The organism is Actinobacillus minor NM305 (genome assembly GCF_000175195.1).
Lineage (GTDB): Bacteria > Pseudomonadota > Gammaproteobacteria > Enterobacterales > Pasteurellaceae > Haemophilus_A > Haemophilus_A minor.
On record NZ_ACQL01000038.1, the window covers coordinates 1 to 22,472 of the forward strand.

General features: G+C 40.2%; 29 protein-coding genes. 3 read left to right on the forward strand and 26 right to left on the reverse strand.

Annotated elements, in window-relative coordinates; translation table 11 throughout:
• Positions 1-219 precede the first annotated feature (219 nt).
• The 24 genes from rplS to rpsT form a co-directional block, all read right to left on the reverse strand.
• Positions 220-570 carry a 50S ribosomal protein L19 gene (rplS, locus tag AM305_RS01235; RefSeq protein ID WP_005818726.1) on the reverse strand — a complete coding sequence of 117 codons (351 nt, stop codon included), beginning with the start codon at positions 568-570 and terminating at the stop codon, positions 220-222.
• A gap of 25 nt (positions 571-595) precedes the next feature.
• Entirely contained in the window at positions 596-1,351 is a 756-nt protein-coding gene (gene trmD / locus AM305_RS01240; RefSeq protein WP_005822385.1) for a tRNA (guanosine(37)-N1)-methyltransferase TrmD, read from the reverse strand.
• Between the two features lie 48 nt (positions 1,352-1,399).
• Positions 1,400-1,927, reverse strand: a complete 528-nt coding sequence (gene rimM / locus AM305_RS01245; protein ID WP_005822387.1) for a ribosome maturation factor RimM — start codon at positions 1,925-1,927, stop codon at positions 1,400-1,402.
• A gap of 34 nt (positions 1,928-1,961) precedes the next feature.
• Entirely contained in the window at positions 1,962-2,210 is a 249-nt protein-coding gene (gene rpsP, locus AM305_RS01250; protein WP_005706116.1) for a 30S ribosomal protein S16, read from the reverse strand.
• A gap of 196 nt (positions 2,211-2,406) precedes the next feature.
• Complete coding sequence (locus AM305_RS01255; protein WP_005822389.1) at positions 2,407-3,507, reverse strand: Gfo/Idh/MocA family protein; 1,101 nt, start codon at positions 3,505-3,507, stop codon at positions 2,407-2,409.
• Between the two features lie 186 nt (positions 3,508-3,693).
• The gene (locus AM305_RS01260) at positions 3,694-5,352 is read right to left on the reverse strand and encodes a phospho-sugar mutase (RefSeq protein ID WP_005822390.1); all 1,659 of its coding nucleotides are present in this window, start codon (positions 5,350-5,352) and stop codon (positions 3,694-3,696) included.
• A 178-nt stretch (positions 5,353-5,530) separates the two neighbouring features.
• Positions 5,531-5,914 carry a 50S ribosomal protein L17 gene (gene rplQ / locus AM305_RS01265; RefSeq protein WP_005818715.1) on the reverse strand — a complete coding sequence of 128 codons (384 nt, stop codon included), beginning with the start codon at positions 5,912-5,914 and terminating at the stop codon, positions 5,531-5,533.
• Between the two features lie 35 nt (positions 5,915-5,949).
• Entirely contained in the window at positions 5,950-6,939 is a 990-nt protein-coding gene (locus AM305_RS01270) for a DNA-directed RNA polymerase subunit alpha (protein ID WP_005822392.1), read from the reverse strand.
• Between the two features lie 53 nt (positions 6,940-6,992).
• Positions 6,993-7,619 (reverse strand): 30S ribosomal protein S4, encoded by a 627-nt coding sequence (gene rpsD, locus AM305_RS01275; protein WP_005705947.1) that lies wholly within the window; start codon positions 7,617-7,619, stop codon positions 6,993-6,995.
• A gap of 28 nt (positions 7,620-7,647) precedes the next feature.
• Complete coding sequence (gene rpsK / locus AM305_RS01280; protein WP_005705959.1) at positions 7,648-8,037, reverse strand: 30S ribosomal protein S11; 390 nt, start codon at positions 8,035-8,037, stop codon at positions 7,648-7,650.
• Positions 8,038-8,053: 16 nt separating this feature from the next.
• The gene (gene rpsM / locus AM305_RS01285) at positions 8,054-8,410 is read right to left on the reverse strand and encodes a 30S ribosomal protein S13 (protein ID WP_005599322.1); all 357 of its coding nucleotides are present in this window, start codon (positions 8,408-8,410) and stop codon (positions 8,054-8,056) included.
• Positions 8,411-8,544: 134 nt separating this feature from the next.
• Positions 8,545-8,658 carry a 50S ribosomal protein L36 gene (gene rpmJ, locus AM305_RS01290; RefSeq protein WP_005705974.1) on the reverse strand — a complete coding sequence of 38 codons (114 nt, stop codon included), beginning with the start codon at positions 8,656-8,658 and terminating at the stop codon, positions 8,545-8,547.
• Positions 8,659-8,680: 22 nt separating this feature from the next.
• Positions 8,681-10,006, reverse strand: a complete 1,326-nt coding sequence (secY, locus tag AM305_RS01295) for a preprotein translocase subunit SecY (RefSeq protein WP_005822394.1) — start codon at positions 10,004-10,006, stop codon at positions 8,681-8,683.
• 3 nt (positions 10,007-10,009) lie between these two features.
• Entirely contained in the window at positions 10,010-10,444 is a 435-nt protein-coding gene (rplO, locus tag AM305_RS01300; RefSeq protein ID WP_005818709.1) for a 50S ribosomal protein L15, read from the reverse strand.
• A gap of 4 nt (positions 10,445-10,448) precedes the next feature.
• Positions 10,449-10,628: a 50S ribosomal protein L30 gene (gene rpmD, locus AM305_RS01305; RefSeq protein WP_005599315.1), complete on the reverse strand. Its 180-nt coding sequence runs from the start codon at positions 10,626-10,628 to the stop codon at positions 10,449-10,451.
• 6 nt (positions 10,629-10,634) lie between these two features.
• Complete coding sequence (gene rpsE / locus AM305_RS01310) at positions 10,635-11,135, reverse strand: 30S ribosomal protein S5 (RefSeq protein WP_005625147.1); 501 nt, start codon at positions 11,133-11,135, stop codon at positions 10,635-10,637.
• 14 nt (positions 11,136-11,149) lie between these two features.
• A complete protein-coding gene (gene rplR / locus AM305_RS01315) occupies positions 11,150-11,503 on the reverse strand; it encodes a 50S ribosomal protein L18 (protein WP_005822396.1) in 354 nt (117 codons plus the stop codon).
• A 14-nt stretch (positions 11,504-11,517) separates the two neighbouring features.
• Positions 11,518-12,051, reverse strand: coding sequence for a 50S ribosomal protein L6 (gene rplF, locus AM305_RS01320; RefSeq protein ID WP_005818703.1), 534 nt, complete (start codon positions 12,049-12,051; stop codon positions 11,518-11,520).
• A 16-nt stretch (positions 12,052-12,067) separates the two neighbouring features.
• Positions 12,068-12,460, reverse strand: a complete 393-nt coding sequence (gene rpsH, locus AM305_RS01325) for a 30S ribosomal protein S8 (RefSeq protein ID WP_005822398.1) — start codon at positions 12,458-12,460, stop codon at positions 12,068-12,070.
• Positions 12,461-12,496: 36 nt separating this feature from the next.
• Positions 12,497-12,802 (reverse strand): 30S ribosomal protein S14, encoded by a 306-nt coding sequence (gene rpsN / locus AM305_RS01330; RefSeq protein WP_005708075.1) that lies wholly within the window; start codon positions 12,800-12,802, stop codon positions 12,497-12,499.
• Positions 12,803-12,813: 11 nt separating this feature from the next.
• A complete protein-coding gene (gene rplE, locus AM305_RS01335) occupies positions 12,814-13,353 on the reverse strand; it encodes a 50S ribosomal protein L5 (RefSeq protein ID WP_005822400.1) in 540 nt (179 codons plus the stop codon).
• 19 nt (positions 13,354-13,372) lie between these two features.
• On the reverse strand, positions 13,373-13,684 hold the full coding sequence (gene rplX / locus AM305_RS01340) for a 50S ribosomal protein L24 (RefSeq protein ID WP_005822401.1): 312 nt from the start codon (positions 13,682-13,684) through the stop codon (positions 13,373-13,375).
• Positions 13,685-13,694: 10 nt separating this feature from the next.
• On the reverse strand, positions 13,695-14,066 hold the full coding sequence (gene rplN / locus AM305_RS01345) for a 50S ribosomal protein L14 (protein ID WP_005619403.1): 372 nt from the start codon (positions 14,064-14,066) through the stop codon (positions 13,695-13,697).
• Positions 14,067-14,264: 198 nt separating this feature from the next.
• Positions 14,265-14,528, reverse strand: coding sequence for a 30S ribosomal protein S20 (gene rpsT, locus AM305_RS01350; RefSeq protein WP_005818694.1), 264 nt, complete (start codon positions 14,526-14,528; stop codon positions 14,265-14,267).
• Positions 14,529-14,781: 253 nt separating this feature from the next.
• Between rpsT and murJ the strand changes: the two genes are divergently transcribed.
• Together murJ and AM305_RS01360 are read left to right on the forward strand one after the other, a co-directional pair.
• Positions 14,782-16,350 (forward strand): murein biosynthesis integral membrane protein MurJ, encoded by a 1,569-nt coding sequence (gene murJ / locus AM305_RS01355; RefSeq protein ID WP_035293622.1) that lies wholly within the window; start codon positions 14,782-14,784, stop codon positions 16,348-16,350.
• A 229-nt stretch (positions 16,351-16,579) separates the two neighbouring features.
• Entirely contained in the window at positions 16,580-17,647 is a 1,068-nt protein-coding gene (locus tag AM305_RS01360) for a Fic family protein (RefSeq protein ID WP_005822404.1), read from the forward strand.
• A gap of 125 nt (positions 17,648-17,772) precedes the next feature.
• Here the strand turns inward: AM305_RS01360 and AM305_RS01365 are convergent, their stop codons facing one another.
• Complete coding sequence (locus AM305_RS01365) at positions 17,773-19,095, reverse strand: anti-phage deoxyguanosine triphosphatase (RefSeq protein WP_005822406.1); 1,323 nt, start codon at positions 19,093-19,095, stop codon at positions 17,773-17,775.
• Between the two features lie 97 nt (positions 19,096-19,192).
• On the opposite strand from AM305_RS01365, the gene recG reads away from it, so the two are divergent.
• On the forward strand, positions 19,193-21,274 hold the full coding sequence (gene recG, locus AM305_RS01370; protein WP_005822407.1) for an ATP-dependent DNA helicase RecG: 2,082 nt from the start codon (positions 19,193-19,195) through the stop codon (positions 21,272-21,274).
• Positions 21,275-21,405: 131 nt separating this feature from the next.
• Here recG and AM305_RS01375 read toward each other — a convergent pair.
• On the reverse strand, positions 21,406-22,472 hold a 1,067-nt coding region (locus AM305_RS01375), incomplete at its 5' end, for an autotransporter domain-containing protein (protein ID WP_005822409.1).

The window sequence follows — 22,472 nt, forward strand, 5'->3', positions numbered from 1 at the left end:
TGCTCTACCGACTGAGCTAACGACCCTTAATGTTGCGTAACGAGGGCATATAATACTTATTTTTTAAATAAGATCAAGCACTTTTTCTGAGATTATTTCCGTTTGTATGCTTTATAGTCTATTTGATTAGAATACAACTAAAAAAACGAAAATAAAACTAAAAACAAAAGCCTTGAGTTTCCCCAAGGCTTTCTTTTTGCATTAACGCATAAGCGAAAATTATTCGCCAAGACGCTCTTTGATACGTGCAGATTTACCTGAACGCTCACGTAAGTAGTAAAGTTTCGCTTTACGTACCGCACCTTTACGTTTAACAGCAATGCTGTCAATCGCTGGTGAGTGAGTTTGGAATACACGCTCAACGCCTACGCCGTTTGAAATTTTGCGTAAGGTGAATGCAGAATGCAAGCCACGGTTACGAATTGCAATAACCACGCCTTCGAACGCTTGCAAACGTTTTTTACTACCTTCTACTACCCATACCTTAACTTCTAATGTGTCACCTGGACGGAAGCTAGGTACGTTTTGTTTTAACTGTTCTGTTTCAAGTTGTTTGATGATGTTACTCATTTTAAAAACCTTCTAAATCCTAGAATTAACTGATTTTGTGTTGTTTCTTAATTTTATTCAACAACACGCGTTGTTCGTCAGTCAGAGCTAGGCTATCCAATAGCTCAGGGCGTCTTAACCACGTTCGTTCCAGCGACTGTTCTAATCGCCATTTGCGAATTTGCTCGTGGTGACCCGACATCAGCACTTGTGGTACAGGTAAACCGTCTAATACCTCAGGGCGAGTATAATGTGGGCAATCTAATAAACCTTCTGCGAAAGAATCTTCCAACGCTGAAGCCTGTTTGCCTAATACCCCAGGGATAAACCGTGCAACAGCGTCAATTAACGTCATTGCAGGAAGTTCCCCCCCTGTGAGAACGTAATCACCGATTGACCATTCTTCATCAATTTCAGTTTGGATCAATCGCTCGTCAATGCCTTCATAACGCCCACAAACCAAAATCAATTTTTGATTTGTTGCCAGCGTTTGTACGCCTGCTTGATCGAGTTTACGTCCTTGCGGTGAGAGATAAATTACTTTAGCTTCTACACCGTCTTCCTTACAAGCGGTTGCTTTTGCTTCACGAATTGCATCACGAAGCGGTTGCACCATCATCAACATACCCGGCCCACCGCCATAAGGGCGGTCGTCTACCGTTTTATGTTTGTCGTGTGTGAAATCACGAGGATTCCAACACTGCACTTGTAAGAGATTTTGTTTTACTGCTCTACCTGTTACCCCAAAATCAGTAATTGCTTTAAACATTTCGGGGAAAAGGGAAATAATACCAATCCACATATTGTTACCTACGAAATGCGACTGCTAAAGCTCACTGCATACCTGAGGTTAGAAACCAGCGTCCCAATCCACCGTAATGGTTTTGGTGGTGAGATCTACTCTTTTAACTACTTGTTCATATAAGAACGGAATTAATCGTTCTTGCTTGCCAAAAGCATCTTTGCTATTTGCTTTTATCACTAACACATCATTTGAACCTGTTTCCATCATTTCGGTTACTGTTCCCATTGTATAGCCTTCAAGGTTTACCACTTGGCAACCGATCAAATCGTGCCAATAATAATCCCCTTCTTCCAATTCTGGAAACACGGCTAAATCCACACCGATTTCGGCATTGGTTAATAGCTGTGCGCTTTCACGGTCTTCTGTACCTTTTAATTTCACAATCAAATCATTGCTATGATAACGCCAGTTTTCTAATTCAACCGGCTGCCATTGCCCCTTAATTTTTAAGAACCACGGCTGATAGTCAAAAATACTTTCTGCTTCTTCAGTGGATGAATAGAGGCGTAACCAGCCACGGATACCATAGGTTGAACCTAATTTTCCGACAACTTCAATTTTTTGTTCGCTCATACTACTCACCTACTTTTGCAAAATTTTAAATAAATTAAGCCGCTTTACGTGCTTCTTTTACTAAAGTTGCAACACGGTCTGAAAGTGAAGCACCTTTAGCAACCCACGCATCAACTTTAGCCACGTCTAAACGTAAACGTTCAGCTTGACCAGCTGCTAATGGATTGAAGAAACCGATACGCTCGATGAAACGACCGTCACGCGGTGAACGGCTGTCTGCTACCACGATTTGGTAGAATGGGCGTTTTTTAGCTCCGCCACGAGTTAAACGAATGGTTACCATAACCTTCCTCTAATTTGTTGATAGTAAAAAATAAAACCCTCGTTCGAGGTGAGGGTACTGCAAACTTATTCTATCTAAAGAGAGAATAAGCGGTGGAATTATACTGATTTTTCATAAAAAAGCAAGATAATAGGATATTACATAAGCAAAAACACCGCCTAACAAGCGGTGTTTTTTTACTCAAAATATGTAATATCTAAAACAAAATCTCTGAAAGCTCAACGCGGCGTTTTTCTTTTGCTGATAACGTACAAGCATCTGCGGTAGCAATTGCTGCTCTAGCGGCTTCACCGGTCAATAGTTTGATAAATTCTTCTGTTGGCTGCATACCATGCAAAATATCGTTAAGATATTTCATCTCTTTTTTCATAATGGAGCTGAGCCACATTGGTGTACGATCACCGGGTTTACCATATTGAATCGCGCCACTTTCAATATTGGCATAAATGCGTGTTCTGTCGTCATCTTCTTCTTGGCTTTCGTGCATTAAAAAATAACTTTCTTGACCATCCACTTTTAATATGCCTCTACAATGATACATATCAAGTTTGATTGCCCCTTTTGTGCCTTGAATTAACACATAATGTTCCCCCCAACGAAAAGCCGATCCCCATTCTAAAATGGCAAAGCGATTATCATCAAATTCGAGGTTGGCAAACAGCATATCATCTTCATTACCAAATTCCGGTGTATTATGCGCAACATTCGCAGCATTCATATAAACCGCTTTTGGCATGCCTCCCATAATAAACTGAACACAATCTAGTTCGTGGATATGATGATATAAATGCCCACCTGATTTTTCACGGATTTTTTTCCATGAGATCGTAGGTTGAGCATCTGCCCAGCCATTACGAGCTGCATGGCAGTAAAGCACTTTGCCAATTACACCTTGATTGATAAGAGCTTTAGCATGGTGGACACCATTAAAGAAATTCATGACGTGTCCAGCCATAAAAGTCACGCCATTTTCTTCGCAAGCTTTAACCATTTCATCACAATCTTGGTAGCTTAATGCTATTGGTTTTTCACAGAATACGTGCTTTTTATATTTTGCAGCTAGCATTACCGGCTCTTTGTGCAAATAATTAGGTGTAGCCACGATGACACAATCTACATCTTCACGAGAGATTAACGCCTCTAAACTGTTTGTCGCCTCACAGTTGAGTTCTTCTGCAATGACTTGCCCATTTTCAGGATCATAAACAGCGGTAATTTGCGCATTATCCAATGCATTCATAATGCGTGCGAGATCTGCACCAAAATACCCAACACCAACAACGCCATATCTTATCATTTTAGTCTCCTAAGTTGATTTCATTATGCTTTTGTACCATTTTTCATCAGTATTCTATTTTGAATAAAAAAGGAATACCGTGATCTCTTTCACAAAAAGAAAATCAAATTATTTATTCAACAGTATTTATAAATAAACAAAAAAACACCGCCTAACAAGCGGTGTTCTTTCACTTAGATTTTGCAATTAGCAATCTTGGCTGCCATATTGTTCTTGACGAAGAATTGTACGCACGCTTGCATCAAACTGCGCTAAAACTTCTTCTGCATTTTTCGGATCAGTACCACGAGCATCTAAGTAGAACTTGATTTTCGGTTCTGTACCTGATGGACGAGCGATTAAACGGCTGCCGTTTTCAAGCACAAATACTAAAATATCACTTTGACGGTCGGTTTTTGTATGATCTAAGAAAGTCTCTACTTTAAAACCACCGACTTCACTTGGTGGGTTATTACGTAATGCGGTCATTAACTTACCAATCGCAGATAAATCGCTTACACGAATAGAAATTTGACCGCTTACATAAGCGCCAAATTCTTTTGTGAACTCATCTGCATAATCAGCTAAAGTTTTACCTTGTTTTTTAAGGCTACGAACTAAGTCTAAAAACATAATTGCCGCAGAAATACCATCTTTATCACGCACTTTATCTGGATCGACTAAGTAACCTAATGCCTCTTCGAAACCGAATAATAAGCCATCAACTTTACCGATATATTTAAAGCCTGTGAGCGTTTCTTCTGACTCAAAACCATATTTTTTCGCAATTTCTGCTAACGCCGGAGAAGAAACTAATGAGCAAGCTAATACACCTTTTTTACCTTGAGCGTGATATTGTTTTGCTAAATACCAACCTAAGAAACAACCAATCACGTTGCCGTGAAGTACTTTCCAATTACCTTGAGCATCAGGCAATGCAACTGCTAGACGGTCTGCATCAGGGTCATTTGCGATAATGAATTCTGCATTTTTCTCTTTAGCCACTTTAATTGCTAAATCTAGCGCCCCTTTCTCTTCCGGGTTCGGGAAGTTTACCGTTGGGAATGTGCCATCCGGCCATACTTGTTCAGCAACGATAGAGGGTTGTGATAAACCGGCTTTGGCTAATGTTTTGCTTAATACTTCATAACCTACGCCGTGCATTGCCGTATAAACATAGTTAATATCAACTTGTGGCTCTTTAGCAAGGCTTGCTGTTTTTGCAATATAGGCATCAACAATTTCATCATCTAATACAGTGTAATTTTGACTGCGTGGTAAGTCTTTGATACTGCCTTGAGCTACTTTATCAATGCAAGCCGCAATTTCTTGGTCTGCTGGCGAGACAATTTGACCACCGCCGTTTGCTTTACCTAAATAGACTTTATAGCCGTTATCTTCAGGTGGGTTATGACTTGCTGTAACCATAACACCTGCGGTAGTGTCAAAGTACTTGATTGCATAGGCAAGCACTGGCGTTGGTAATTTTCTTGGAAGAAGGTAAGTTTTAATGCCTGCTGCTGCCATAATTTCTGCGGTATCACGTGCAAACACATCTGAATTTTTACGTCCATCATAACCTAACACGATAGACGGCTCTTTGTCATAGCCTTTGAGAAATTCTGCTAAACCGCCAGCAGCTTGAGCAACAAGCACACGGTTCATACCCATTGAACCTGCTTGTAAACGACCGCGTAAGCCTGCAGTACCAAATTGTAAACGTCCATCGAAACGGCTAGCTAATTCAGTTTGAGCTTTCACATCATTTGCTTTTGCTTGCGAAATCAATTGCTCTAACTCTGCTCGAGTTTCTAAATCAGGATCTTGATCTAACCAATTTTGAGCGACTTGAAAGAGAGTTTCCATAGTGCATATTCCTTTTATGAAAATAAACGATAATTTTTTATAGACTAACGGAAAAGCGGTCAAATTTAAATGATTATTTGCGAAAATTTGGTGGTTATTTGATATGAATAAAAGACAAACGATTGCAATAAAAAAAGCAAAAAGAAAAAAGCCCGATAACTATCGGGCTTTATGGAGATTATTCCGCAGCTGCTTCTGCAACTTCTGGGCGATCTACTAACTCAATGTATGCCATTGGAGCATTGTCACCTGCACGGAAACCACATTTTAAGATACGAGTATAACCACCCGCACGTTGTGCAAAACGTGGACCTAATTCATTGAATAATTTAGCAACTGTTTCAACGTTGCGAGTACGAGCAAAAGCTAAGCGACGATTTGCAACGCTATCTTCTTTTGCTAAAGTAATTAATGGTTCAACTACACGACGTAACTCTTTTGCTTTAGGCAAAGTTGTTTTAATGATTTCATGTTCAACTAAAGAACTTGCCATATTGCGGAACATCGCTTGGCGATGGCTACTGTTACGGTTTAATTGACGTCCACTCTTACGATGGCGCATAACCTATTCCTTCTTAGAAAATCTAATACCCAAAATTAGTCTTCAGCAATACTTGCTGGAGGCCAATTCTCAAGGCGCATACCCAGTGATAAGCCACGAGAAGCAAGCACGTCTTTAATCTCTGTAAGTGATTTCTTACCAAGATTAGGCGTTTTTAATAACTCAACTTCTGTACGCTGTACTAAATCACCGATATAGTGAATTGTCTCTGCTTTCAAACAGTTAGCAGAACGTACTGTTAATTCTAAGTCATCAACTGGGCGAAGTAAAATTGGATCAAACTCTGGTTTTTCTTCTTTCACTACTGGTTGACGAACATCACGTAGATCAACAAATGCGTCTAACTGTTCAGCTAAAATCGTTGCAGCACGACGGATGGCTTCTTCCGGATCAATTGTTCCGTTTGTTTCCATCTCAATAATGAGTTTGTCTAAGTCTGTACGTTGTTCTACACGCGCTGCTTCAACATTGTAAGCAATACGGTCCACTGGACTGAAACGCGCATCAACAAGTAAACGACCGATAGGACGATCATCATCTTGAGTATGTACACGAGCAGATGCTGGCACATAACCGCGACCACGTTGTACACGAATACGCATATTGATAGACGCATTCTTATCTGTCAAATGACAAATCACGTGGTCAGGATTTACAATCTCAACATCACCATCATGTGTAATGTCGCCTGCAGTCACAGGGCCAATTCCAGATTTGTTAAGTGTCAAAACAACATCATCTTTGCTTTGCACTTTTACCGCTAGACCTTTAAGGTTTAACAATACTTCAAGAATATCTTCTTGTACGCCTTCTTTGCTGCTGTATTCATGTAATACACCATCAATTTCAACTTCAGTTACGGCACAACCTGGCATTGACGAAAGTAAAATGCGACGAAGTGCGTTACCTAATGTATGTCCGAAACCACGTTCTAACGGCTCTAGGGTCACTTTTGCGTGAGTTGAACTAATTTGTTCAATATTCACTAAGTGCGGCTTTAAAAATTCTGTCACAGAACCCTGCATTTTATCCTCTCTTTGTTTTTAAGCTTACCAATACTAAATTAAGAAATTAACTATTATTTAGAGTAAAGCTCAACGATCAGATGTTCATTGATGTCTGCTGATAAGTCAGAGCGTTCAGGAGTACGTTTAAATACACCTTCCATTTTAGTTGCATCAACTTCTAACCAAGTTGGTTTTTCACGTTGAGTAGCTAATTCTAATGATGCTTTAATACGTGCTTGTTTTTTAGATTTCTCACGAACAGCAACTACATCATCAACAGAAACTTGGAATGAAGGAATATTTACTACACGACCATTTACTACGATAGATTTGTGGCTTACAAGCTGACGTGCTTCAGCACGAGTTGCAGCAAAACCCATACGGTAAACTACGTTATCTAAACGACCTTCTAATAATACTAATAAGTTCTCACCGGTATTACCTTTTAAGCGGTTAGCTTCTTTGTAATAATTACGGAATTGACGCTCTAAGATACCATAGATACGGCGAACTTTTTGTTTTTCACGTAACTGACTACCGTAGTCAGATAAACGTGGCTTACGAGCACCGTGTTGACCTGGCGCTACATCAAGTCTATTTCTACATTTTGATTCAATCGCACGAACGCCTGATTTTAAGAATAAATCAGTACCTTCACGACGGCTTAGCTTGAGTTTAGGACCCAAATATCTTGCCATTTTCTTTCTCCAATTATTCTAACGTCAATTATACGCGACGTTTTTTCGGTGGACGACAACCGTTATGAGGAATCGGAGTCACATCTGTAATGTTCGTGATACGGAAACCTGCTGCATTTAATGCACGGATTGTTGATTCACGACCTGGACCCGGACCTTTAACCATAACTTCCAAATTCTTTAAACCAAACTCTTTAACCATTTCTGCACAACGCTCTGCAGCAACTTGAGCAGCGAATGGAGTTGATTTACGAGAACCACGGAAACCTGAACCACCTGCTGTAGCCCAAGCTAAAGCGTTACCTTGACGGTCAGTGATGGTTACGATTGTGTTATTGAAAGATGCGTGGATATGAGCTACGCCATCTGCAATCTGTTTTTTAACGCGCTTACGTGCGCGAACTGGTGTTTTAGCCATTATTTATCTACTCCGATTATTTTTTGATCGGTTTGCGTGGACCCTTACGAGTACGCGCATTAGTCTTAGTACGTTGACCACGTACTGGTAAACTACGACGATGACGTAAACCACGGTAGCAACCTAGGTCTAAAAGACGTTTGATGCTTAAAGTTACTTCACGACGTAAATCACCTTCGACAGTAAATTTACCAACTTCTTCACGCAGTTTTTCAATCTGCTCTTCAGACAATTCTCTGATCTTTACATCTTCAGCAATACCCGTTGCAGCACAGATTGCTTTAGCACGAGTTTTACCGATACCGTAAATTGCAGTTAATGCGATTACAGTGTGTTTTTGATCAGGAATGTTAATGCCTGCAATACGGGCCACTATGCACTCCTATTTTTAAAGTTTATTGATATGCTGATCTTGAAAAGCCCGTTTCAGGATACTCAAACAGCATATCAGGACGAATGAGCTGAGTAGTATACCTACTCAGCGGGTTCTTTGCAAGAAATATACGATTAACCTTGACGTTGTTTATGTTTAGGGTCGCTACAAATTACGCGAACAACGCCTTCACGTTTAACAACTTTACAGTTACGGCACATTCTTTTAACTGAAGCACGAACTTTCATTGCTTATCCTTTTTCTAAGGGCTTATTGCCCTAAGCCTTTCAAATTGGCTTTCTTCAACACAGAATCATATTGTAATGACATCATATGACTTTGTACCTGTGCGATGAAATCCATAATAACTACCACTACGATCAGTAAAGACGTTCCACCTAATTGGAATGGTACTTTCCATAGTGATGTAATGATATAAGGAACCAAACAAACAAAAGTAATATATAACGCACCGATTAAGGTTAAACGCGTCATTACTTTATCGATATAACGAGATGTTTGTTCGCCTGGTCTATAACCTGGTACAAACGCACCTGATTTCTTTAGATTATCCGCTGTATCTCGTGGATTATACTGCATTCCAGTATAAAAGAAAGCAAAGAAAATCACAGCCATCGTAAATAATACGATATATAAAGGCTGTCCTGGCTGTAGTAACTGAGATAAATCAAATAACCATTCAACTCCTTCGCTACTTTGACCAAACCACTGCGTAATACTTGCAGGGAATAAAATGATACTAGATGCAAAGATTGCAGGGATAACGCCTGCCATATTTACTTTTAATGGTAAATGAGATGTTCTTGCAGGTGCCATCATTCTACCTTGTTGGCGACTTGCATAGTGTACTACAATTCTTCTTTGTCCACGTTCAACAAAGACAACGAAATATGTTACTGCAAAAGCTATGACTGCTATTAATAATAACACAAGGAAAGAAATCTCACCTTGTCTTGCTTCTTCAATCGTTTGCCCAATTGTTGCTGGAAGATCTGCAACAATACCGGCAAAGATAATTAAAGAAATACCGTTACCAATCCCACGCTCAGTAATCTGTTCACCTAACCACATAAGGAACATCGTTCCTGTTACTAAACTAATTACTGCTGTGATATAGAATAGCATATTTGGATTAGGCACTAATCCAGATAGCATATTAGGAAGGGCTACGGAAATACCAATAGATTGAATAAATGCTAGTAACAATGTTGCATAGCGAGTATATTTGCTAATTTTACGACGTCCAGCCTCACCTTCTTTTTTCAATTCAGCAAGAGGTGGATGAATGGCAGTCAATAATTGAATAATAATTGACGCCGAAATATAAGGCATAATACCTAACGCAAATATAGACGCTCGGCTTAATGCACCACCAGAGAACATGTTAAACATATCAATGATGGTGCCTTGTTGTTGTCGAACTAACTCGGATAAAACAGAAGCATCAATGCCAGGAACAGGTATAAAAGAACCGATTCGGAAAACGATTAACGCACCTAAAACAAATAATAATCTTGATTTAAGCTCGCCAGTTCCTTTTTGTGTACTACCTTGGTACCCTGGTTGCTTTGCCATTTATTATTCCTCGATAGAACCACCAGCAGCTTCGATAGCAGCTTTAGCACCTTTAGTTACGCCTAAGCCTTTAACTTTAACCGCTTTTTCAATTTTACCTGCTAAAATTACTTTTGCAGATAAGATATCTTTAGTGATTACGTTAGCCGCTTTTAATGCTTCTAAAGTTACAACATCGCCATCTACTTTTGCTAAGTCGTTTAAACGAATTTCAGCTACGTGTAATGCTTTAAGAGAAGTAAAACCGAATTTTGGTAAACGACGATATAAAGGCATTTGACCACCCTCGAAACCACGACGAACACCGCCGCCTGTACGAGATTTTTGACCTTTATGACCACGACCACCAGTTTTACCTAAACCAGAACCAATACCGCGACCTAAACGTTTAGCGCTGTGCTTAGCACCTTCAGCTGGAGAAAGAGTATTTAAACGCATTCTATTACTCCTCCACTTTAACCATATATGACACTTGATTAATCATACCGCGTACTGCTGGAGTATCGATTAATTCAACTGTATGACGAATATGACGAAGACCTAAGCCTTTTAACGTTGCTTTATGTTTCGGTAAACGAGCGATAGAGCTACGAGTTTGAGTTACTTTAATTGTTTTTGCCATATTCAATTACCCCAAAATTTCTTCAACGGTTTTACCACGTTTAGCAGCAACCATTTCAGGTGATTTCATGTTTGCAAGTGCATCAATTGTTGCACGAACAACGTTAATTGGGTTGGTTGAACCGTATGCTTTTGAAAGTACGTTGTGAACACCAGCAACTTCTAATACTGCACGCATTGCACCGCCTGCGATGATACCTGTACCTTCGCTAGCTGGTTGCATGAATACGCGTGAACCAGTGTGTGAACCTTTAACTGGGTGTTGTAATGTACCTTCATTTAAAGCTACATTGATCATATTGCGACGAGCTTTTTCCATCGCTTTTTGGATCGCTGCCGGAACTTCACGTGCTTTACCGTAACCAAAACCTACACGACCATTACCATCGCCCACTACTGTTAAAGCAGTGAAACTCATGATACGACCACCTTTTACGGTTTTAGATACACGGTTAACCGCGATTAGCTTCTCTTGCAGTTCACCAGCTTGTTTTTCGATGTTTGACATCTCAAATTCCTCTATTAGAACTGTAGACCAGCTTCACGAGCAGCGTCTGCTAATGCTTGCACACGACCGTGGTATTTGAAACCAGAACGATCAAATGCAACCGCTTGAATACCTTTAGCTAAAGCACGCTCTGCAACTAATTTACCAACTACTGCAGCTGCGTCTTTATTACCAGTGTATTTAACTTGCTCTTTAATTACTTTTTCAACAGTTGAAGCTGCTGCTAGTACTTCTGAGCCATTAGGTGCAATTACCTGCGCATAAATATGGCGAGGTGTGCGATGCACAACTAAACGTGTTGCACCTTGCTCTCTCATTAAATGACGTGCACGGCTTGCACGACGGATACGAGCTACTTTCTTATCCATAGTGTTACCTTACTTTACTTTTTCTTCGCTTCTTTAGTACGTACAACTTCATCAGCGTAACGTACACCTTTGCCTTTATAAGGCTCTGGACGGCGATATGCACGAATATCTGCTGCTACTTGGCCAATTAACTGTTTGTCCGCAGACTTAAGAATAATCTCAGTTTGTGATGGACATTCACCAGTTACGCCAGCTGGCAACGTATGTTCAACCGGGTGTGAGAAACCTAAACTTAAAGCAACTACGTTACCTTTCATTTGAGCTCTGTAACCAACACCGACTAATTGCAATTTCTTCGTAAAGCCTTCAGTAACACCGATAACCATAGCATTAACTAACGCACGTGCTGTACCAGCTTGTGCATCTGCATTCGTGATACCTTCACGAGGTGCAAAAGTCAATGTATCAGCTTCGTATTTTACTTCAACTGCATTATGAATTTCGCGAGATAACTCGCCGTTTTTACCTTTTACTGTTAATAGCTGACCGTTCAAAGTTACTTGAACACCGGCAGGAACATTAACAGGTGCCTTTGCAACACGAGACATTTTTCCTACCTCTCTATTATGCTACGTAACAGATGATTTCACCGCCGAGGCCTGCTTGACGCGCAGCACGGTCGGTCATAACACCTTTTGATGTAGAAACAACAGCGATACCTAAACCACCCATTACTTTTGGTAATTCGTCTTTACCTTTGTAAATACGAAGACCTGGACGGCTTACGCGTTGGATACTTTCTACTACTGGTTTATTTTGGAAATATTTTAAAGTGATTTCCAACTCAGGTTTTGAACCTTCAACAACTTTGAAGCTCTCAACATAACCTTCTTCAGCTAAAACGCTTGCAATAGCAACTTTTAACTTAGATGAAGGCATACTGATTGCAACTTTATTCGCAGCTTGACCGTTACGAATACGGGTCAGCATATCTGCGATTGGATCTTGCATGCTCATGTATTTACTCCCATGATTCCAAATTAAAAGAGGTTATTACCAGCTTGCTTTCTTAAGGCCTGGAATTTCACCGCGCATTGCAGCTTCACGCACCTTAATACGGCTTAAACCAAACTTACGAAGTACACCGTGTGGACGACCAGTTTGGCGGCAACGGTTACGCTGACGGATTGGACTTGAATCGCGTGGAAGTGTTTGTAATTTTAACACTGCCGCCCAACGATCTTCGTCTGAAGAATTTACATCAGAAATAATTTTCTTTAATTCTTCACGTTTAGCGTAGAATTTATCAGCTAATTTCGCACGTTTTACATCACGTGCAATCATTGATTGTTTTGCCACGATAACCTACCTTATTTACGGAATGGGAAATTGAAAGCCGCTAATAAAGCTTGACCTTCTTCATCACTTTTCGCCGTTGTGGTAATAGTAATATCTAAACCACGTACACGATCTACTTTATCGTAGTCGATTTCTGGGAAAATGATTTGTTCACGAACACCCATACTGTAATTACCACGACCGTCGAAAGACTTCGCACTTAAACCGCGGAAGTCACGGATACGTGGAACAGCGATAGTAATCAATCTTTCAAAGAACTCCCACATGCGTTCGCCACGTAGAGTTACTTTACATCCGATTGGATATCCCTGACGGATTTTAAAGCCAGCAACTGATTTACGAGCTTTAGTAATTAAAGGTTTTTGACCGCTGATTGCTGTTAAATCTGCTACTGCGTTGTCTAACAGTTTTTTGTCGGTCAATGCTTCACCCACACCCATATTCAGGGTAATCTTTTCGATTCGTGGGACTTGCATGACAGATGAGTAGTTGAATTTTGATTTTAATTCATTAACTACTGTATCTCTGTAGTAATCATGCAGTTTCGCCATCGCATTACTCCAGTTTTAATTAAATAATTTCATTATTAGATTTGAAGAAACGTACTTTTTTACCATCTTCGAATCTAAAACCTACACGGTCAGCTTTGTTTGTTTTCGGGTTGAAAATTGCAACGTTTGAACCATCGATTGCAGCTTCTTTTTTCACTAAGCCACCAGCTTTACCTAAAGCAGGTACTGGTTTTTCATGTTTAGTGATGATGTTGATACCCTCAACAACTACTTTACCGTTTGGTAACACTTTAGTTACCTTACCACGCTTACCTTTATCTTTACCGGTAAGAACAATTACTTCATCATTTTGACGGATTTTAGCAGCCATTACATTCCCCTTACAGTACTTCTGGAGCTAAAGAGATGATCTTCATGAATTTCTCAGAACGAAGTTCACGAGTCACCGGTCCAAAAATACGAGTACCGATTGGTTGCTCAGTGTTATTGTTTAAAATTACACAAGCATTGCCATCGAAACGAATAACTGAGCCATCTGGGCGACGAACACCCTTCTTGGTGCGCACAACAACTGCTTTTAACACATCACCTTTTTTCACTTTACCGCGTGGAATTGCTTCTTTTACAGTAACTTTGATGATATCGCCGATAGCAGCGTAACGACGGTGCGATCCACCTAGAACCTTGATACACATTACGCTACGAGCCCCTGAGTTATCAGCAACATCCAGCATAGTCTGTTCTTGGATCATATTAGTGCTCCGTTAAATAAAAAAACACCCTTTCGGGACGAACCTGCTTGCCCTATGCAAACAGTCCGCAAAATATATCAAATTCAGGATAATAAATCAACCTGATTTTTTCACTTCTTACTCACTTTGCAAAAGCCAAAAGAGAGATGAAAAAAACCGACCAAGCGGTCGGTTTTCTTAAACATTTGCAAAATTCAATTATGCTAACGCTTTGATTTGTGCTGCTAATTTAGATTTGTGGTTAGCGGCTTTGTTAGCGTGAATTAAGCCTTTAGATGCCATACGGTCTACTACTTTTTGCATTTCAACGAAAGCGGCTTGTGAAGCTGCTTTATCGCCAGTTGCTACTGCTGCATATACTTTTTTGATGAAAGTACGCATCATTGAGCGTTGGCTTGCGTTATGTTGGCGGCGTTTTTCAGATTGAACCGCACGTTTTTTTGCTGACTTGATATTAGCCAAGGTCAAACTCCTAAGATATCTAGTGTTAAAAAATTAAAACATAAACTGAGTTTATGTTGCTATCGATAGTTTTTAATTCATTTTCAACGAGACACGTGCTTGAAAATAACACCGTTTTTCTACTAAAGAAAACGATAGGGCGAGATTTTAACAGTTTTTTTCTCATTTTCCTATAAAAAAACTGCTAAAATCTCGATCAATTTTTATGATCGTATGGCAAGCGGTCGATTTTCACTACTTTTTTGTAAATCTTATGAGTAAAAAACTTCTTAAATCTGGCATTTTAGTCAGCGGACTTACCCTTGTTTCCCGTATTTTAGGGCTAATTCGAGATATGATTGTGGCAAGTGTATTAGGCGCGGGGGCAATGTCCGATGTTTTCTTATTTGCAAACCGTATCCCTAATTTCTTACGGCGCCTTTTTGCCGAAGGCGCATTTTCTAAAGCCTTTGTACCCGTTTTAGCTGAATATAATGCAGACAACGATCTGAATAAAACACGTGAATTTGTTGCCAAAGTATCCGGTTCTTTAGGGGTTATTGTTTCTATTGTAACATTAGTTGCAATGGTCGGCTCTCCGGTTATTGCAGCTCTATTTGGTACAGGTTGGTTTGTCGATTGGCTCAATAACGGAGCAGAAGCCGAGAAATTTACCCAAGCCTCTTTTTTATTGAAAATTACCTTCCCCTACCTTTGGTTTATTACTTTTGTTGCCTTATCTGGCGCTGTACTAAATACATTAGGTAAATTCGGGGTTATGGCATTCTCTCCCGTACTGCTCAACGTTGCCATTATTGCTATGGCACTTTTTGGTAGCGATTATTTTAGCAGTCCGGATATTGCCCTTGCGTGGGGGATTTTTTTAGGGGGCTTACTCCAATTTTTATTCCAAATCCCTTTTATGAAAAAAGCCGGCTTACTCGTTAAACCGCAATGGGCGTGGAATGATGAGGGGGTTAAGAAAGTGAGAACATTGATGCTACCGGCATTATTTGGTGTTTCTGTTACCCAAATCAACTTACTGCTTAACCAGATTATCGCCAGTTTTTTAGTAACAGGCTCAATCACTTGGCTTTACTATTCCGACCGCCTCATTGAATTTCCATTAGGCATTTTTGGTATTGCTATCTCTACCGTGGTATTACCAACCCTTTCTCGTATTGCGAAGAAAAAAGACATTGATGAAAACCAGCGTAAAGTGGAATTCCAATCGACTATGGATTGGGGGGTCAGAATGGTACTCTTGCTGGGAATTCCAGCTATGATTGGAATTGCCGTGCTTGCCCAACCGATGATTATGACCATTTTTATGCGAGGTAAATTCGGGCTTTCTGATGTCATTGCTTCCAGTCACGCCTTGTGGATTATGTGCTTTGGTTTAAACAGCTATATGCTCATTAGTATTTTAGCCAACGGTTTTTATGCCAATCAAAATACCAAAACGCCGGTTAAAATCGGTTTAATTGCAACAGTAAGCAATATGTGCTTCGGTGTATTAGCTATTCCTTTCGGTTATTTAGGACTTGCAATGGCATCAGCACTTTCTGCCGCAGTGAATGCCGGCTTGCTTTACCGCCAGCTATCCAAACAAGCGATTTACCATATTTCACGCAAAACCGTCATTTTTGTGCTAAAACTATTAATTGCCGGACTTATAATGGGCGGGGTTGTTCATTACTTCTGCCCAGATTTACAAAGCTGGTATGCAATGAGTACGCTATTAAAAGTGTATTGGTTGCTATGGTTAATTGTGCTTGCAGCAATCTGCTACTTTGCGATGCTGTTGATTTTAGGTATTCGTAAGCAGGATTTAAGGGGATAATCTAATTAGCCTCTTGCACGCTTGTACGTTGGGAAAAAAGCGGTCGTTTTTGCAAAAGATTTTGCGAAAACGACCGCTTGCAAAATGATATTGAATTTGTGTTTATCAAAATAACGTACACAAAAAATCAAGAAATTTGTGCATATGATTGAAAACGCGCACAAGAAATGCAAAAATTTGTGTACGTTCTGCCAACCTGCACAAGAAATCAAAAAAAGTGAGCAACAAAATGAGTTATCAAATTCCTGATTTGTTTAATTTAGGCGATTTAGAAAACAAAGCCATTCTAAAAGCGAGTAATTTGGCACATCAAGCACTTGGTGAGTTAAAGGGCGTGGTGCAAACAATGCCAAATCAGAATATTTTGCTGGGTACGTTGCCGTTACAAGAGGCTAAAGAGAGTTCTGAAATTGAGAATATTATTACAACGCAAGACGATCTTTACCAAAGTAATTTTGCTACCCAGCAATTTAGTTCAGTTGCAGCAAAAGAGGTTCATCACTATGCCCAAGCGATGTCGTTAGGGTTTAACCTTGTGCGAACCACAGGGCTGATTACGCTTAATATGATTAAAGAAATCCAAGCTAAATTAGAAGGCAATAATGCAGGATTTCGCAAGCAGACAGGAACGGGGCTAGTCAATCAAGCTACAGGCGAAGTGGTTTATATGCCGCCACAATCTTCAGATTTAATTGAAAAATATATGTCGGATTTAGAGAAATTTATTAATGCGTCTGAGCAGATTGATTATGATCCGTTGGTAAAAATGGCGTTAATTCATCATCAGTTTGAAAGTATTCACCCTTTTTATGATGGTAATGGTAGGACTGGGCGAATTATTAACATTCTTTATTTAATTCAACAGAATTTATTAGATACCCCTATTTTGTACCTTTCTCGTTATATCAATCGCAATAAAGGCAATTATTACCGCCTGTTGCAAGAAGTCCGAGAAACGCAAAACTGGCAAGAATGGATTATCTTTATCTTAAATGGTGTTGCAGAAACAGCGAAACAAACGGTTGATTTGGTAGTTAAGATCAAACAGTTAATGCAGCAGCATAAACAAAAAATTCGTAGTGAATTACCGAAAATTTATAGTCACGAGTTGATTAACAATCTGTATAAACACCCTTACACGAAAATCGAGTTTGTCGCAGAAGATTGTCAAATTCATCGCAACACCGCAGGAAAACGTCTAGATGAGTTGGTTCAACTGGGGATTTTAGAAAAAGTTAAAATCGGAAAAGAGAATTTTTACATCAATATTGAGTTATATAAATTGTTAATGGAATAGCCAAAACTTACCGCTGCTTAGGGCATTAAGATAGAAAAGAGTGGTCGTTTTTGCAAAGGTTTTTGCGAAAACGACCGCTTGTCATTTCATATTTTGTCTCACAACAATACAATATATCGCTATTCTTACAAACTCTGATACAACTTAAACGCTTGTCCGTCCGACATACTTGCTAAATAATCACAAATCACTCTCGGCTGATATTGCACCTCGGTTTGTTTCCACCGTTCTGCAACCGATTTAGGCAATAAGCGAGTGGGGTCGCAACTTAGCATATCAAATAAATCCATCAAAATGCGTTGCCCTTTATATTCCACTCGTTGTGTTTTAACATCACAAATCACATATTGATACACAAAGGTTTTCAACACATCCAATACCGCTTGCACCTCATCGGGTAAAATTGCATTAAAGCGCAATAATGGTTCCTCAAAATTAGCGGTTTCTGCCCATTTCACGTTCGTGACAAAATAATTAACCAATGCGCCTATCACGTCTTTACGTTCATAACGGTGATTAGAAAATAGCTTTTGGCTTATCGTAGGTAGCATTTTTTGCAACCAGACCGATTGGCATTGTACCAGCGCTTGTTCTGCATTTTGCCACGATTGCGGAGTAACCATTCCGCCTACAATCGCATCTTCTAAATCGTGTACACCATAAGCAATGTCATCGGCAAGTTCCATAATGCTGCAATCTAACGACTTATAACGTGTTTTATGTGGCTGTTGCGGATCTTGGCTGACCTCAATTTGCTGAAATAACGCTTTATCTTCAGCTGAAAGCGGCGCCATTACCCACTCAAAAAAACGAGCATCTTCCCGAAAAATCCCTTTACTTGTCTTTAAATCGTGCAGATTGATATAACGGCTATCAGGAATACTTTTCGGATTTTGTGGCTTCGTGAGATCAATAAAAGTCGGGTATTTAATAATCCCCAGCAAAGTACGGCGTGTCAAATTCATTCCTGCATTCTGCGTATAAGGTTCTAATTGCGTCACAATCCGAAAAGATTGCGCATTCCCCTCAAAGCCCCCAAATGCTTGCATTTTATAATTCAACGCCATTTCACCACCGTGCCCGAAAGGCGGATGACCAATATCGTGAGCAAAACAGAGCGACTCCGTTAAACTCCGAGAGGGCAATAAAGCGGTCAAATTTTCCCGAAATTTTGCAAATTGTGGCGTAGAACAGACCGCTTGAAAGCCGGCTTTATCCTCCGCCAATTTAGCTCGTAAGCTACTGCCTATTTGAGCCACTTCAAGTGAATGAGTTAAACGTGTGCGATAAAAATCATCTTCGCCAACGGCGTGAATTTGCGTTTTTGCCTGCAAACAGCGAAACTCCTCTGAATGCAAAATTCGCCCACGATCTCGCTGAAACGGCGAACGGTGGTCTTGTTCTCGAGGTGTATCTGCTAAAAAACGTTCTGTCCAAACTGATTTCATTTTGTCCTCCTCGTTATAATTTAGGCTATAGCTATAATTTAAGCTATAATAACTGATAATTTTTACAAGCGGTTATTTTTCAGAAAAACTTTACCTTATGAGCAATCAACTTTTAGACGGTGTGCCTCTAACCGCCCTCTCAGGTGTCGGTGCCGCCATTGCAGAAAAATTAGGAAGAATTGGCATTCACAATGTACAAGATTTGCTTTTTCATCTGCCAATGCGATATGAAGATCGGACACGAATTACGCCAATAGCCGATATTCGCCCAGAAAGTTTTGCCACTATTGAAGGTTATGTCCAGCTCACTGAAGTGCAATTCGGACGCCGCCCGATTTTATCGGTCACACTATCCGATAGCACAAGCAAAATTATGCTTAAGTTTTTCAATTTCAATGCAGGTATGAAAAATAGCTTTGCTACGGGTGTTCGTGTGAAAGCCTTTGGGGAGATCAAACGGGGTCGCTTTATGGCAGAAATCCACCACCCCGAATATCAAATTATTCGTAATAATCAACCGCTTGAACTGGCAGAAACCTTAACTCCGATTTATTCTACGACTGAAGGCTTAAAGCAAGCCTCATTGCGTAAACTTACCGAACAAGCCTTGGCGGTGCTAAATAATGTACAAGTGGCAGAATTATTGCCCAATGAATACAACCCTCATCAATACAGCTTGAAAGAGGCGCTTCAGCTTTTGCACCGCCCACCACCGTCTATTACGCCCGAAATGCTCGAAAAGGGCGAACATCCGGCGCAAAAGCGGCTGATTTTTGAAGAATTGTTAGCACACAACCTTGCGATGCAACAACTTCGTTTAGGTGTAAAACAGCAATTTGCCGAACCACTTCGCTATCAAACGGATTTAAAAAGCCGTTTTTTAGCCGGTTTGCCGTTTCAACCCACACAAGCACAAAGCCGAGTAACGGCGGATATTGAACGTGATCTTGCTCAGAATTCTCCAATGATGCGCCTAGTTCAAGGCGATGTAGGTTCAGGCAAAACATTAGTTGCTGCCCTTGCAGCACTGTTAGCCATTGATAATGGTAAACAAGTGGCTTTAATGGCGCCGACTGAAATTTTAGCAGAGCAACACGCTAACAATTTTGCCAACTGGCTAAGACCTTTTGGGATTGAAGTGGGCTGGTTAGCAGGCAAAGTGAAAGGCAAAGCAAGAGCGGCTCAGTTGGAAGCGATTAAAAACGGCGATGTCCAGATGATTATCGGCACTCACGCTCTTTTTCAAGAAAATGTTGAATTTCACCATCTTGCCCTTGTGATTATTGATGAACAACATCGTTTTGGGGTACATCAACGTTTAACACTCCGTGAAAAAGGGGCAAAAGGTGATGTTTACCCGCACCAATTAATTATGACCGCCACACCTATTCCTCGTACACTAGCAATGACGGTTTATGCGGATTTAGACACCTCGATTATTGATGAATTACCACCAGGGCGAACGCCAATTACGACCGTTGTTATCTCAGAAGAGAGACGGGCTGAAATTGTCCAACGGGTTTATCAGGCGTGCAAAAATGAAAAACGACAAGCTTACTGGGTATGTACCCTAATTGATGAGTCGGAGGTCCTAGAGGCGCAAGCCGCCGCCGCTATCGCTGAAGATCTACAACGAGCCTTACCCGATTTACGGATTGGATTAGTCCACGGACGAATGAAACCGCAAGAAAAACAAGCCATTATGGCAGAATTTAAAGCGGCAAATTTAGATTTATTGGTCGCAACAACCGTAATCGAGGTGGGGGTCGATGTGCCTAATGCGAGCTTGATGATTATTGAAAACTCCGAACGCTTAGGCTTAGCTCAGCTTCATCAGTTACGTGGACGAGTAGGGCGAGGTTCGACTGCCTCACATTGCGTATTGATGTATAAACCACCGCTCGGAAAAATTTCCAGCAAGCGCTTACAAGTGATGCGTGATAGCCAAGACGGTTTCTACATCGCCGAAAAAGATTTAGAAATTCGAGGTACAGGCGAAATTCTAGGCACAAAACAAACGGGAATGGCGGAATTTAAAGTAGCGGACTTAATGCGAGATCGCAAAATGATCCCATTAGTGCAACGTTACGCCAAGCAAATTATTGTGGAAAATCCACCGCTTGCAGAAGCGCTTATTAAACGTTGGTTAAATGATAAGACGGAATATACGAACGCTTAGTTAGCTAAATTGGAATTCCATATGGCTGGAGGTAACTTGTATCTACTCCGCACCTTAAAAGCCAAATTATTTGGCTCTTAAAGTGCGGTTTAATTTACTTAAAATCAGCTAGAATTACTGATTAAATTCCACTAAAACGTCCACGAGATTTTCGCTCCTGCAGAATGTTGTTTGCCTGACTGCGAACCTTTCGTTACGCCACCATTTAGTTCTAAACTAACTTGTTTGTATTTCAAAGCAATACCCGCGTTGTAATGTTGTTGCTCCTCAATTTCATAGTTAAAGGAATAACCATTAACCTTAACCTGAGAATCACCATTATTCTTCACATAGTATGCCGATAATGTTGGTTTAACAGAAAAATCACCAAATGTCATATTGTAACCTAGATCTAAGCCGGCAGATAATAACGTAATTTGAGTTTCATCGACATTAATTTGAGCCTGATCTAGTTCGTAATTGCTTGAACTTAAATAACTACGGCTAATGCCTACCGTTGGTTTAATTTCTAAAGCATCAAAATTAAAGGCTTTTCCTACACTTAGACCTGCTTGAGTAACATTACGATGGAATTTCACTTTACCCAAACTAATCTCACTCTCGAGTTTACCTGCCCCAACATCTAATGCCGCAAATACGCCATTATTCCATTGATATTTCGCATAAACACTACCGAATAGCAGTTTATTCTTATCCGAAATCGCATCTGCAAAACTATTTGTATTGCGCGTTTGTGTCATCACAGCCCCTACTTGTAGACCTTTTGTTACTAAGGTATCGACACCTAACTGGGTTTGTGTTTGACGACTTTCAAAAGAACGATAGTATTCAGAATCATAGTGATTTTTGCCTGAGTTAATACGACTCCAAACATTAACTTGCCCCACTTCATTTAGCTGTGTTTGAGCAAGATGTTGTTTAACGTCTTTTGTCGCATTTAAAATCGTCTGAACAGAAATTACCGCATCTGAGATCGCTGCATTAGTGTATTTACTAATGATCTCTTTTTGTGGTTTTTCAGCATTACGTTTTGCTTCTTCCGCTTTCAATCTAGCCTCTTCTTCGGCTTTTAAGCGAGCTTCTTCTTCCGCTTTCAATCTAGCTTCTTCAGCTTTTAAGCGAGCTTCCTCTTCGACTTTCAATCGAGCCTCTTCTTCAGCTTTCAAACGAGCTTCTTCTTCCGCTTTACGTTTTTCTT